The organism is Hydrobacter penzbergensis (assembly GCF_900106985.1).
Taxonomy (GTDB): Bacteria; Bacteroidota; Bacteroidia; order Chitinophagales; family Chitinophagaceae; genus Sediminibacterium; species Sediminibacterium magnilacihabitans.
In genome coordinates this window covers 1-13,585 of the sequence record NZ_FNNO01000020.1, presented here as the reverse complement: position 1 = coordinate 13,585, position 13,585 = coordinate 1, and the positions used below count along the sequence as shown (strand labels likewise).

Here is a 13,585-nt window from a genome sequence, read left to right as displayed (position 1 = left end):
CTTACTTCTTTAATAAAACGTCTTTTTATTCGTTTTGTTCCAGGTCATCACCATCAGCAATCCAACGATGGCGCCTCCAATATGCGCCCATCGTGCCACATTATCGCCTGCTGAATTCTCGAAGGCATAAAACACTTCGTATCCAAAGTAGATCAGTCCCAACCACTTGGCTTTGATAGGCACCAGGAAATAGAGGTAGATATAGGTGTTGGGAAACAGGTACACAAAAGCAGCGAGCACTCCGAACACCGCGCCGCTGGCGCCGATCGTGGCCATGTCGATGTTTTTTTCGTAGTAATCCGTGACCACCCTGAACAATTGATTGGCAATTCCGGTGTCACCGGGATTGGCATTTATAAATGATACCAGATTGGGATCTGCTGCAAATTGTAATTCGTATCTGCGTCCGAACTGCATGATGGCATCTGTTAATGCCGCAGCGCTTCCATTCGAATGCCGGCTTACGATCGATGCATAGTCATGCATCATGGGTGTGAGTTCATAGCTCAGGAACAGCAGGTGTATGAAAGCCGCGCCCAGTCCGCATATAAAGTAAAAGATCAGGAACCGCTTCGATCCCCAAAGATTTTCCAGTATCGATCCGAACATCCACAGCGCAAACATATTTCCAACGATATGCCAGAACCCGCCGTGCATGAACATGTGCGTAACAAGCTGCCAGGGTCTGAAGAGACTGCTTTGCCATGCATGCAGTGCAAAAAGGTCGTCCAGCTGCGCAGCAATAGCCGGGCTCTTTCCTATCGTATTCTGCGCCAGGAAAACCAATCCGTTGATGATGAGCAGGTTTTTGATGATGGTAGGTAATATCTCAAACCGGCTGGGCCTGAATTCTGTCATTGATCCTTCAATTTTAACTGTACAACGTTTTCTATGTGCAAGGTATGCGGGAACATGTCAACCGGCTGTATTTTTTCTACCCGGTACTTTTCATCCAGCAATCCCAGGTCGCGCGCCTGTGTTGCCGGATTGCAACTTACATAAACCACGGTGGGGGCTGCAATATCCAGTAGTTTTTTAACAAGCTTTTCATGCATGCCCGCTCTTGGCGGATCGGTGATCACCACATCGGGCTGGCCATGGGTGGTAAAGAAAGCATCGTCGCATATATCGATCACATCGCCCGTGAAAAAAGCGGTATGGGCCAGGCCGTTCAGTTGTGCATTTTCTTTGGCATCGGCAATGGCATCGGCCACGGCTTCCACACCCACTACTTTCTGCGCTCCTTTGCTTACAAAAATACCAATACTGCCGGTGCCGCAATACAGGTCGTACACTACCTGGCTGCCATCGAGCTCCGCGAAATCGCGCGTTACCTTGTATAATTTTTCGGCCTGGCGGGTATTGGTCTGGAAGAACGACTTGGGACTGATCTTGAACCTGAAATCTTCCAGTGTTTCTATAATATACCCTTTGCCATGATACACTTTGGGATCGAGGTCGTAGAGACTATCATTCTTTTTGGTATTGATGGTATATAATAAGGTAGTGATCTGCGGAAAATCATGCAAGAGTTGATCGAGTAATTTTTTTCTCGCGCCTGCATCTTCATATCCGAATACCAGGTTCACCATCAGTTCACCGGTAGTGGTATTGCGCACCAGCATATTGCGCAGCCAGCCCTGGTGTTGTTTGATATCGTAAAACGGAAGTCCCTCTTCTATGGCAAACCGGGCGGCTGCCTTGCGCAGTTGATTGGTGGGTTCTTCCTGCAGGTAACAGGTATCGATCTCTACTACCCTGTCGAAAAATCCCCGCACATGAAAACCTGCGGCGCCGGGTTGCGATTCCCAGGAAAGGCCCGCCGCTTTCATTTGCTGGAACTCATCGGCGGGGATGAATTTCCGCGTGGCGAAAGTATATTCCATCTTGTTGCGGTAGCCGGTAGTAGCATCGGCGCCGATGATGGGTGAAATGGATGGCAAACTGATCCTGCCAATGCGCTGCAGGTTATCTGTTACCTGTTTTTGTTTGTACACGAGTTGTTGTTCGTAAGGCAGCATCTGCCATTGGCAACCTCCGCAAACACCAAAATGCGAACAAAAAGGTGTTACACGGGTGGGCGATGGTGTTTTGATCTGGATGGCCTGGCCTTCGGCCCAGTCGGACTTGTTCTTTGATAACCTGATGTCTACTATATCTCCGGGCACAGCGCCTTCAATAAATATTACTTTTCCATCCACGCGCGACAAAGATTTTCCTTCAGCAGCATAGTCCTGTACCAAAACATTTTCTAAAATTGTATTTTTTCTTTGTTTTCCCACGGTTGCAAATGTAATCAGGATAGCCTATTTAACTACATTTACCATCCAATACCTTATTATGAATCGTATCAGCATCTTTTTGGTCTTCCTTTGTTCGGGTCTTTCGCTTGTGGCACAGAAAAAAACAGCGCCTGTTAAACCCCAGGTTACTACCAACGGACGCAATATCAACATCACCCTTACCCCGCTTAAGAACTGCAAAGTGTACCTGGGCAGCTATATGGGCAAAGGCAAGGCGCTGGTTGATTCCGCCATGCTGAACGATAAAAGCCAGGGGGTGTTTCGCGGCGCCAACAAACTCACAGGTGGTATTTATTTCGTGGTATCGCCGCAACTCACCATTCAGTTTGAATTATTGATGGATGACAAGCAGCATTTTTCCATTGCAGCCGATACGGCACTCAAAGAACAGGCAGTGATCACCGGTTCTTTCGATAACGATCTTTTCAAAACCTATTCAGAAATATCCACTACACAGGGCAAAAAAATCCAGCAATACGAAGCTGCTTATCATGCAGCAAGGACCAGCGCCGATTCAGCCGCTGCAAAGGCCGAGTTGGTCAAAGCCGATAAAGCGATCCGTCAATACCAGTCAGACATCATTGCAAAATATCCGCAATCGCTGCTGGCCATGCTGTTCAATACCATGAAGCGGCCTACGGCGCCGGCCATTCCCGTTGTAAATGGCAAGGCCGATTCGTTGTATCCTTATCGCTTTGTAAAAGAACATTTTTGGGATGATGTGAATTTTAACGACGACCGCCTGCTGCGCACGCCATTCTTTGAACTCAAGCTTGATGAATATTTTAAATACTATGTATCGCCCGAACCCGACTCTATTATTGCAGAAGTGAAATACATATTATTATATGCCAGAACGGGTAAAGAGATCTATCCTTACTTGCTGACCAAGTTCACCAACAAATACATGAATCCCGAATTCATGGGGCAGGACAAAGTATTTGTGTATCTCTTTGAGAATTTTTATGCCAAGGGCGATACCGTGTTGCTGAACCAGGCTTCGCGCAAAACAGTTACGGAGCGGGCTTATTTCCTGATGGCCAACCAGATCGGCCAGCCCGCGCCCACACTCAACCTCAGCGATACCACGGGCAAAGCCGTGTCTTTATATGCTATCCAGGCGCCTTTTACCATGATCGCTTTCTGGGACCCTAACTGCGGGCATTGCAAGGAAGAAATTCCACGACTCGATTCATTGTATAAAGCCAAGTGGAGAAACATGGGCGTGAAAGTGTTATCGGTGAATATTTATGAAAATGAAATTCCTTCCTGGAAAAAATTCATAGCGGCCAAGAGCTTATCATCCGACTGGCTGCAGGCTTACGAAACAAAAGAAGCTAAAGAAGCCACTGAAAAATCAGGACAGGCTAATTACCGTCAGTTATTCGACATCATCAAGACCCCTACTTTCTACCTGCTCGACAAAGACAAACACATCATTGCAAAGCAACTCAGCCTGGAGCAGTTCGATGATATTTTGAAAATAAAAACGAAGTAACCATTATAGATTTTATCTATCAATCTATAGATATTATATATAGAAAGCTATCATCGAATAGCTGACATTTGCATTATAATCAGACCGGCTACCGGTCATTTACATCTTTATTATTGCTTGTCCATTTTCAGTATTGTAAAAAACAACTACACAATATGAGTAACAGGGTATTATCTATTGGAAGCCAGTTTCCTGCATTCAAGAAAAAAGCAGTGGTTTCTATCGAGAAAGGAAAAGAGTTCATTGAATTGACAAACGAGTATGCAACCGAAAAAGGCAAATGGACTGTGCTATTCTGGTGGCCTAAGGATTTTACTTTTGTTTGTCCTACTGAGATTGCCGAATTCAACAAAAAAAACAGCGAATTCACCGACCGCGATGCGGTACTGATCGGCGCTTCTACCGATTCTGAATTTGTACACGCCGCCTGGAGAAGGGACCACAACGACCTGCGCGACCTGAAATTTCCCATGCTGGCCGATACTTCCAAATCGCTGGCCGAAGAGCTGGGTATCCTGGATGCAGAAGAAAAGATCGCATACCGCGCTACTTTCATCATCGATCCGCAGGGTATCGTTCGCTGGGTAAGTGTGTATGACCTGAATGTAGGCCGTAGCGTGCAGGAAGTGATCCGTGTACTGGATGCTTTGCAAACCGACGAGCTCTGCCCCTGTAACTGGAGCAAAGGCGAAGAAACCCTCACCACACAGTTGAACCTGAATTAATACGCGTATCATGAGTGAATCCATCATACAAAATGAAACTTTCAGCAACCTGCTCAACGACCTGCAGTTGTCTGACTACGCCGTTTCTGCCAATGCACAGGCCCTGCTCGACGTGGATGCCAAATACATCCGCGACCTGAAGATCAATGTGGGCAATGTGCTCAACAACACGCAATACCTGAACAAAAAGGAAGCGTTGTTGCTGGCGCTGGCGGTAGCCGTGAATGAAAAGCATACAGCGCTCAGCGAAAGTTTCTCGCGCCAGGCGCTCGAAGCCGGCGCCAATGAAGGCGAACTGGCAGAGATCGTTGCCTGTACATCGCTGATGAATACCAATAATATATTTTACCGTTTTCGCCATTTCACCGATAAAGAATTCTACCAGAACCATCCGGCCGGTATCAAAATGAGCATCATGATGAACCCGGTATTGGGAAAAGAGTTCTTTGAACTGGTGAGCCTGGTGATCTCGGCAGTAAATGGTTGTGAGCTGTGCGTGCGATCGCATGAGCAATCTGTTTTACAGCACGGGAGCAGTGAAGCAAGGGTATTGGAAGCTGTTAAACTGGGTGCAGTATTGAAGGGACTGATCACCGTACTGGCTTAGTGTGAGTGATAGAATGGGGTTGAAAAAGAGCGGGTAAGCCCGCTCTTTTTTTATTTATAAAGCCCCTTTCCGGCGATTTGACTTATTTTTAACGGCTGGGGTGCAGTCAATTCTATTATTTTTGCCCCTCATAGCTATCAAATGAAAAAAACACTACTATTACTGCTGGGCGTTTCTCTGAGCATTTTATCTATTGCACAAACGGAAACAAACACTAAGAAAGACTGGAGTAAAATAGATATCAGCAGCAGGTCGGCCGACCATTTCATGATCCAATATGGTATCGACAGCTGGCAGGGCGCTCCCGACAGCGTAAAAACCAGCGGTTTCAGCCGGCATTTCAACTTTTATTTCATGTTGGATAAGCCCTTCAAGACCAACCCTCATTTCAGTGTGGGACTGGGCGCGGGCATCGGTACCAGTAATATGTTCTTTCATAACACCAAGGTGGACATCAAATCCATGTCTTCCAAACTGCCCTTCATCAACCAGGACAGTACCGATCATTTCAAAAAGAACAAGCTTACTACCATATTCCTGGAAGTGCCTGTTGAATTGCGCTATTATGCCAATCCCGCCAATCCCAACAAATCCTGGAAAGCGGCCCTGGGCGTGAAAGTGGGTACTTTGCTGAAGGCTTACACCAAGGGTAAGAACCTGGTGAACAAGAACGGCGCTTCTATTTATGGACCTTCTTATATTGTAAAAGAGTACGACAAACGTTTCATCGACGGCACCATGCTGGCGGTAACCGGCCGTATTGGTTATGGTATCATTTCGCTGGATGCGGGGTACCAGATCACCAGCGTATTGAAAGACGGCGTAGGGCCGAATATGCACAAATTCTCTATTGGACTTACCATCAGCGGGCTGTAAGGAGTTCAGCGATCCGCCATACCTTTGCAGCCTATGATCGAAAAAAAGCAGGTTATACAGCGTGAAGAAAAGGCTGTGCTGGTGGGATTGATACAGAAAGATCAGACCAATGAACAGGTTGCCGAATACCTCGATGAACTGGCGTTCCTCTCTGAGACCGCCGGGGCTATTGCTATTAAGCGGTTTACACAAAAAATGGCGCATCCCGACAGCCGCACTTTCATAGGAAAGGGCAAGCTGGAAGAGATCCGCGATTATGCAACGGGCAGGGAGATAGACCTCGTTATTTTCGACGACGAACTCACGGGCTCCCAAATCACCAATATTGAAAAAGAGCTGGGCATCAAAGTGATCGACCGCAGCGACCTCATCCTCGATATTTTCGCACGGCGCGCCCGTACTGCGCAGGCCAAAGTGCAGGTAGAGCTGGCGCAATACCAATACCTGCTGCCCCGCCTCAAGGGTATGTGGAAGCACCTTGAAAGACAGGGAGGTGGTATCGGTACGCGCGGACCGGGTGAAACGGAGATCGAGACCGACCGTCGTATTGTGAAGGATAAGATATCTCTCTTGCGCAAACGTTTGGCAGAAATAGACAAGCAGTCCTTCACCCAACGCAAAGACCGCGGCGAGCTGATACGTGTTTCGCTGGTGGGTTATACCAATGTGGGCAAAAGCACACTGATGAATTTACTGAGCAAGAGTGAAGTGTTTGCTGAAAACAAATTGTTCGCTACGCTCGACACCACTACCCGCAAAGTGGTATTTGAAAACACACCTTTTTTATTGAGCGATACCGTAGGATTCATTCGCAAACTGCCACACCACCTGGTAGAAAGTTTCAAGAGCACGCTGGATGAAGTAAGAGAGGCAGATATTTTATTGCACGTAGTAGATATTTCCCATCCGCAATATGAAGAGCAGATAGGTGTGGTGAACAAGACCTTGCAGGACCTGAAAGCTTTTGAAAAGCCCATACTCACCATTTTCAATAAAATGGACCTGTACGAAGAGCGCACGTTCGACGAATGGCTGGAAGACAGTGTGAAAACAGAGATTTTACAGGACCTGAAAGACCGGTGGGATGAAATTACCCACAATAATTGTGTATTCGTTTCGGCCCTGGAACGCAGGAATGTGGATGCCCTGCGCGAGCTGATATTGAATAAAGTGCGCGATATGTACCAGGTGCGTTATCCTTACCGCACCGTTCATTTTTAGTTTCCATGACAGAAAAAAAGATCAGCTGGTTCAAAGTTGCCGATGATGCTGCCTTACTTCCATGGCAAGACAATAATATGTGCCAGATAGAAGCAAATGGTAAAAAAATAACCATGGCGCGTTTTGGTGGCCGGTTCTATGCTTTTGCACAAAAATGCCCGCATGCCAGCGGCATCATGACCGATGGATATATTGATGCACAGGGGCAGGTAGTATGCCCGGTACACCGTTATCGCTTTAATATGCAGAATGGTCGTAATACGAGTGGCGAGGGTTATTACCTGAAAACCTATTTAGCCGAACAGCGCCCCGATGGTATATATATTGGAATAGAACAGAAGGGTTGGTGGCTATGAGATATTTTTTCTGAACTGGTTTTTCCGGAATACATTTTTCCCTATTTTTGCAACCCCGAATAGGGCAGGTATTCCCAAATAGCTCAGTTGGTTAGAGCATCTGACTGTTAATCAGAGGGTCGCTGGTTCAAGTCCAGCTTTGGGAGCAGGAAGCCCGTAGAACATAAGTTTTACGGGTTTTTTTTATTGCCTTACCAATCCTCAGAAATACACGTCATTAAAGCATTTCATTAAAAGTTGCCTGTAAGAATCTACCTTACGGGCTTTTTTATTTTATACCATTCTTTACATCTTTTACTACCCTATCAGGTATCCAAAAAGGTTTCCTATCTCTTTCTAAAAGGTATCCAAATTTTCCCTCGAAACCCAATACAGATAAGGGTTTTCGTTTTTCAACTCAATTCTTCACTCCCCTAATCACTTAATGTAATGTCCAGTAATAATATTAGCATCCTCGTATGGTTATATAAAGTGAAAACCAATAAAAAAGGCCAGTCGCCCTTATATATCAGGGTATCTTATAACAGCAAACGTAAAAACATAGCTTCCGGGTTTTATGTATTATCTGAACGATGGGATTCAGCTAAAGGCAGAGTAAAAGGCTCTTTACCGGATGCTAGGGAAATCAACGAGTATATCCAACAAACACAAAGCCGGTTAATCAGTATTTATAACGAAATGCTCAAGGAAGGTGATATTAATCTGGATAAACTGGTGGATCGGTTCTTTGGTAGAGATACCAGCCCTATGACCCTTATGGAACTCGTAAAATACCATAACGAAGACTTTCATAAACGCATCGGGATTGATTATACCTTCTCTACCTATGAGAAATACGATATACTCCGTAAGAAGCTGGAACTGTTCATTCCAAGCAAATATGGCAAAGCTGATATCCGGTAAAAAGACCTTAATCCTGTGTTTGTATCAGATTTCGATTATTACCTGAAGCATAATGACGGTAACAAGCATAATACTGTTGTAAAGTACATCACCAATCTGAAAAAGATTGTGAACATGGCTGTTACCAATGGTTTGTTGCTGAAAAATCCATTTGTGGAGTATAAATCGGCTTATAAGGACGTTGAAAGGGTATATCTGACCTTACCGGAGCTAAAAGCCATTGAACAGAAGGAATTTAAAATGGAACGGCTTAGATTGGTAAAAGACCTGTTCCTATTCCAGTGTTATACCGGATTGGCCTACAGTGATATGGCAAAGCTGACAGATAAGGATATTTCTACCGGAGTTGATGGCGGTAAATGGATCATCATTCGTAGGAAGAAAACCGATGTAAGGAGTGCTATACCCCTTTTACCTATGGCTTTGACCATTCTTGGCAGGTATCAGGGTAAAGAGACCAAGCTCCTACCCTGTTATGCAATCCAGAAATTCAACTCTTATCTTGGTGAAATAGCTGATCACTGTGAGGTCAATAAGAACCTTACAAGCCATGTTGGTCGGAGAACTTTTGCTACCACTGTTGCTCTTGCTAATGGAGTATCCATTGAAACCATTTCTAAAATTCTTGGGCATTCATCTACGAAAATCACACATCAGTATGCTTTGGTTACAGATTTGAAGGTCAGTGAGGAAATGAAACAGTTGAAAGGGAAGTTATAAAAAAGGAGCTGGCAAAATACCGGCTCCTTTACAAAATAATTTTTAATTTTATATGACCCATTATATATAGTATGGAATTAACAGAGAAACTTTTAACCGAACTTCAAAGAAGACTTAAAATTGGGAATCGCAGAGGCGTTCATTTAAATGCTATTCCAGCTAATTCAAGATACAAGTTCGACTTAAACAGACTATCTCATATTGACAAAAACCTGCCCGACAATTTTATAAAAGCTTTACTATCTGAATTGCCACTTAAATTCAAAATAAGTTGGAAAGATAATGTGCCTGACCTGAATTCACTCTTTGAAGAAGACCAAGCCCAGCTGGTTAAAATCACAAAAGCATTTGAAAATCTTATCAATCAAACTGAAGCAATTGAATCTGAAAAAGGGATAAATACCTTTGGTTTTGGGTTTCCTATTCTAGCAAGGCGGGACAAAGCAGACAACAAACTCACTGTTGCTCCAATATTGATTTGGTCTTTAAAAATTAAGCGAACGAAAGAATTTAATACATGGGAAATTTTAAGGAACGAAGATGACCCAATTTATATAAATGAAGTTCTAATAAATCACCTTCAAAGCGATTCAAATGTTGAAATAGAGCAAATACCAAGTGAAATGCTTGATGACGGTCTTATTAATAAAAATGAACTCATTGAGATTTGTTCTAAATTAATCAGAACTGTAAACACCACATCGCCTGAAGATTTAGACGAGACTTTTAAAGCAAAACTTGACAGAATTATTTCAATCGGTGACAAAAACCATTATGAAAAATTGCCACTTAATTCAACTAATTCTTTTATTGAATTTGGTGGTTTATTTTCAATTTATGAAGTACAAAAACAAAATATAATTAATGACTACGGAAACCTTATGGAGCTTGAAGGGCTAACAATTGATCTTGAAGATTTAGAAGGGCATACATTCCAGCCGATTTCATCTGTTGAAACTGACCCTTCCCAACAAAGCATTTTACATTCCTTAGAAACAACGAGAAATATTTTAATTCAGGGTCCTCCAGGAACAGGGAAAAGCCAAACGCTTACCGCAGTTCTGATAAATGCCCTTGAGAATAATAAAAAAACTATTGTAGTCTGTGAAAAAAGAACTGCACTTGAAGTCTTACACAATGCACTTATTGAAAAAGGGCTGAATTATCACTGTGTATTGGTTCGTGATATTGTAAAAGATCGCAAAACAGTTGTTGATTCAGTTAGGGAAAGAGTTGATACCTCCGAATACAAACGTTACAGATATAATTATTCAAAAGAATCTTTGGATAATTTGATTACACGAGCCAAAGACCTAATTACTAACATCAATAAGAAACATCAAAAACTTGATAAAAAACTTATTGGAAATAAATCTTGGTCCGATGTTGTTGGCAATTTATTAGCAGAAGTAAAAGGAAATACTGACGATAACAACTTGAATATCGAAAGAAATGCATTCATCTACTCCACACAAGAATTAAACACTTTACTTGACATTGCTCAAAAAGGGCAATCTCTTTATGCCGAATATTTGCCAATAGAATCAACATCCTTTATTAATTCATTAAAATTGGTAGGCGACAACCCCTACTTAATTGAGCAAAGTATAAATGACGATTTTGACATTTATTCCAAGCAGTTAGAATTGCTAAAAATTGTTCTCGAAACAAACCGCAGTGAATACGCAGAATGGAGAAAGACAGAACTTATAAACCAAATTGCTTCAATTGAGAAAAATATTAAAAACATATTCGCAAAAGAGTCAGAATTAAGTGCTTTAGTTTCATCATCAAAAGATGAGTTCATTAATTATAGAACTATAGAATTAGCCCAACAAGATGAAAGACTATCACAATATATTTCCCAAATTGATTTAATTTTTAGTAATAACAAAAACAACCCTGATTTAACAAATCACTCAAAGATTAATAGTTTCAGTTATAAATTCCTGTCCCTTTTCTCAAAGAGTAAAAGACAAACAATTGCAGACCATTTAGAATTGCACAATATTTATTCAAATCTTGAAGATTGTTTAAAAGGAACTAAAGATATTAAAGCAATAGATTTTGGCGGCACTTTAGAAGCAAATAAAAATTCTCTGAATACACTTTGCAAGGAAATTGCAAAAGTAAAAAATAGTTTCGCTGACAATATCCATAATGAGTTTAATTCATTTGAACTTCATTTGGTTTTAAATTCCACCGATAGTAATAAATGTTTCCAAACAATCCAGACAGCGATTAACGATTCAATAAACTCTAAAGAATTCAAGGAAATACTTCAATCAATTCAGTCTACATTCAAAAACTATTTATCAGAGATAAATTCAGCATTCCAAATACTTGGAAAAGATTTAGCAGAGAGTAAAGACATTAACCTGAATTACTGTTTTAGTGCCTCTTTTCCAGAAAATAAAGCGCTTTTAACTGAGGCAAGAGAAAAAATTGAATTGATTAAAACTGAATTTGAATCAAAAATTAAAAGTGAGTTCCAGCAGATAAGCTTACTAAAAGCGAATCCAAATGAAATTGAAATAAAAAGTCTTCCACTACTTCAAGAAAAAGTAAATGCTTTAGCCGAAAAAATACAAAGCGACAATTGGACAGTTGAAAAAATTGTATTCACAGAATTCTATAAATTCATAACTGACGTTGAAACGCTTATTCGCAATAAAACAGGATATTTCAACTCGGAGAAGGATTTCTTTGCAATAGAATTTAAGTGGTTTCAGTTTTATAACGGCTTGTCTGAAACAAACAAAGCAATTGTGAATGAACTCAAGCCTAAAAGTAATTGGAGAAAATCTTTCTTAGTTTTTTATCTAAATTCAATGCTTGTTAGTCACGCAAATTTGGATTTGCCAACAAATGACGAAGAACACAAAGAGCTTGATAAAACATTAAATGGAGTAGAAAAAGAGCAGCTAAAATTTATAAAAGAATTTTGGTTTTCCAAACAGATAGATGCCACAAGAGAATTTGAACAAAAAAACGTAAATCTTTCAGTTGAAAATTTGTATAATAAGAGAAGTAGTAACCGCTTTAAAAGACTTTCATTACGGCAAATTGTTCAATATGACGCAAACCTATTTACAACTTTCTTTCCAATCATTCTTACTTCTCCTGATGTTGCAAGTAATCTATTCAAAGGAATGAATAGCTATTTTGACATCGTAATGTTTGACGAGGCCAGTCAATTGAGGTTAGAAGATAATCTGCCAGCAATTTTAAAAGGTAAGCAAATCATTATTGCTGGAGATGAACACCAAATGCCGCCATCAAATTATTTCAGTAAAGTCTTTGATGGCGCAGCCGAGGATGAAGATGATTTGGAAGAAGAAAAAGAAGTTTTTGTTGATAAAGAAAATATTTTACTGTCCTGTGAGTCCTTGCTTGATTTTGGTTCAGAATTAAACTTTCAAAGAAAACACTTAGACTTTCACTATCGTTCAAGACATCCTTTTTTAATTGATTTTTCTAACTATGCTTTTTACAATCAGAGGTTAAAACCTTTACCAAATAACTTTGATTATGTACCGATAAAATATATTCAGGTAAATGGTATATTTTCGGAACATACAAATGAAGCAGAAGCCGAAATGGTTTTATCAATCATTGACAAGAACATAAACAGATTACCAAATGGAGAATATCCAACTGTAGGAATTGCTACTTTTAACATTACTCAACGAAATCTGATTAAAAGCAAAATTTTAGAGCGTCAAAAGTTCTCGAAATTTGAAGAGTTTAATGCTAAAGTTCAGGAGTTAGAAGAAAACGGAATGTTTATTAAAAACTTGGAAAATATTCAAGGAGATGAAAGAGATGTAATTATTCTCTCCACTACTTACGGGATAGGGAAAGACAAAAAATTTGCAAGAAGATTTGGTCCAATAAATCATTCTAAGGGCTATAAGTTATTAAATGTAATTATTACCAGAGCAAAGTTTAAGGTTTATTGTTGTTCTTCTATACCTGAACAAGTATTTATGAATTATAAGGAGTCTTTAATAATCGAGGGTTCAAATAATAAGTCGGCTGTTTTCTTTGCATATTTGGCTTACTGCAAAGCAGTAAGCGAATCAAACAACGAATTGCGTTTAGCTGTCCTTACAACACTTGCCGAAAATACAACAAAGAGTGCTGGAATTGACCCTAAAACGTTCGGCGAATTAGAATCTCCTTTTGAAGAAGAAGTTTACCAATGTTTAGCTGATCGTTTAGGACCTGATAAATTAATTCCTCAATTACAGTTTGCAGGATTTAGAATTGATATTGTATCATTAACGTTTCGTCTTAATTAAAAGAATTTCAACTGATTATCTTTTTGCTCTTTGAAATTTTGTTGTATGGGTTCAGCGAATAGTTCGTGTAGA

11 protein-coding genes, 1 tRNA gene and 1 pseudogene are annotated in these 13,585 nt (G+C 41.0%); 11 read left to right on the top strand and 2 right to left on the bottom strand.

The window, feature by feature from the left end; translation table 11 throughout:
* Positions 1–9: 9 nt before the first annotated feature.
* The gene (locus tag BLU98_RS15960) at positions 10–858 is read right to left on the bottom strand and encodes a rhomboid family intramembrane serine protease (RefSeq protein WP_092726711.1); all 849 of its coding nucleotides are present in this window, start codon (positions 856–858) and stop codon (positions 10–12) included.
* The gene (gene rlmD, locus BLU98_RS15955; RefSeq protein WP_026772548.1) at positions 855–2,282 is read right to left on the bottom strand and encodes a 23S rRNA (uracil(1939)-C(5))-methyltransferase RlmD; all 1,428 of its coding nucleotides are present in this window, start codon (positions 2,280–2,282) and stop codon (positions 855–857) included. Before rlmD ends, BLU98_RS15960 begins: the two co-directional genes overlap by 4 nt.
* Before the next feature lie 58 nt (positions 2,283–2,340).
* Here rlmD and BLU98_RS15950 point away from each other — a divergent pair, with 58 nt between their 5' ends.
* The 11 genes and pseudogenes from BLU98_RS15950 (at position 2,341) to BLU98_RS15905 (ending at position 13,513) form a co-directional block, all read left to right on the top strand.
* Positions 2,341–3,801, top strand: coding sequence for a redoxin domain-containing protein (locus tag BLU98_RS15950; RefSeq protein WP_092726709.1), 1,461 nt, complete (start codon positions 2,341–2,343; stop codon positions 3,799–3,801).
* A gap of 155 nt (positions 3,802–3,956) precedes the next feature.
* Entirely contained in the window at positions 3,957–4,526 is a 570-nt protein-coding gene (locus BLU98_RS15945) for a peroxiredoxin (protein ID WP_092726705.1), read from the top strand.
* 10 nt (positions 4,527–4,536) lie between these two features.
* A complete protein-coding gene (locus BLU98_RS15940) occupies positions 4,537–5,133 on the top strand; it encodes a carboxymuconolactone decarboxylase family protein (RefSeq protein WP_092726702.1) in 597 nt (198 codons plus the stop codon).
* Between the two features lie 141 nt (positions 5,134–5,274).
* Positions 5,275–6,009: an outer membrane beta-barrel protein gene (locus tag BLU98_RS15935; RefSeq protein WP_051347664.1), complete on the top strand. Its 735-nt coding sequence runs from the start codon at positions 5,275–5,277 to the stop codon at positions 6,007–6,009.
* Positions 6,010–6,042: 33 nt separating this feature from the next.
* Positions 6,043–7,230, top strand: coding sequence for a GTPase HflX (gene hflX / locus BLU98_RS15930; RefSeq protein WP_092726700.1), 1,188 nt, complete (start codon positions 6,043–6,045; stop codon positions 7,228–7,230).
* Positions 7,231–7,235: 5 nt separating this feature from the next.
* Positions 7,236–7,586 (top strand): Rieske (2Fe-2S) protein, encoded by a 351-nt coding sequence (locus BLU98_RS15925; protein ID WP_092726697.1) that lies wholly within the window; start codon positions 7,236–7,238, stop codon positions 7,584–7,586.
* Between the two features lie 72 nt (positions 7,587–7,658).
* Positions 7,659–7,732: transfer RNA gene (locus BLU98_RS15920), tRNA-Asn, on the top strand.
* Positions 7,733–8,015: 283 nt separating this feature from the next.
* Entirely contained in the window at positions 8,016–8,489 is a 474-nt protein-coding gene (locus BLU98_RS15915) for an Arm DNA-binding domain-containing protein (protein WP_092726695.1), read from the top strand.
* A 12-nt stretch (positions 8,490–8,501) separates the two neighbouring features.
* Positions 8,502–8,642 (top strand): annotated as a pseudogene (locus BLU98_RS17985) (phage integrase SAM-like domain-containing protein); the annotation flags it as partial.
* A gap of 87 nt (positions 8,643–8,729) precedes the next feature.
* Positions 8,730–9,209 (top strand): site-specific integrase, encoded by a 480-nt coding sequence (locus BLU98_RS15910; protein WP_307777222.1) that lies wholly within the window; start codon positions 8,730–8,732, stop codon positions 9,207–9,209.
* Between the two features lie 71 nt (positions 9,210–9,280).
* Positions 9,281–13,513 (top strand): AAA domain-containing protein, encoded by a 4,233-nt coding sequence (locus tag BLU98_RS15905; protein WP_092726690.1) that lies wholly within the window; start codon positions 9,281–9,283, stop codon positions 13,511–13,513.
* The last annotated feature ends 72 nt before the right edge of the window (positions 13,514–13,585 follow it).

Bases quoted from the DNA above. Each gene is read 5' to 3' on its own strand.
- BLU98_RS15940 (WP_092726702.1), top strand. From the start codon at position 4,537: ATGAGTGAATCCATCATACAAAATGAAACTTTCAGCAACCTGCTCAAC.
- hflX (WP_092726700.1), top strand. From the start codon at position 6,043: ATGATCGAAAAAAAGCAGGTTATACAGCGTGAAGAAAAGGCTGTGCTG.
- BLU98_RS15905 (WP_092726690.1), top strand. From the start codon at position 9,281: ATGGAATTAACAGAGAAACTTTTAACCGAACTTCAAAGAAGACTTAAA.
- BLU98_RS15950 (WP_092726709.1), top strand. From the start codon at position 2,341: ATGAATCGTATCAGCATCTTTTTGGTCTTCCTTTGTTCGGGTCTTTCG.
- BLU98_RS15960 (WP_092726711.1), bottom strand. From the start codon at position 858: ATGACAGAATTCAGGCCCAGCCGGTTTGAGATATTACCTACCATCATC.
- BLU98_RS15910 (WP_307777222.1), top strand. From the start codon at position 8,730: ATGGAACGGCTTAGATTGGTAAAAGACCTGTTCCTATTCCAGTGTTAT.
- BLU98_RS15945 (WP_092726705.1), top strand. From the start codon at position 3,957: ATGAGTAACAGGGTATTATCTATTGGAAGCCAGTTTCCTGCATTCAAG.
- BLU98_RS15935 (WP_051347664.1), top strand. From the start codon at position 5,275: ATGAAAAAAACACTACTATTACTGCTGGGCGTTTCTCTGAGCATTTTA.
- BLU98_RS15925 (WP_092726697.1), top strand. From the start codon at position 7,236: ATGACAGAAAAAAAGATCAGCTGGTTCAAAGTTGCCGATGATGCTGCC.
- BLU98_RS15915 (WP_092726695.1), top strand. From the start codon at position 8,016: ATGTCCAGTAATAATATTAGCATCCTCGTATGGTTATATAAAGTGAAA.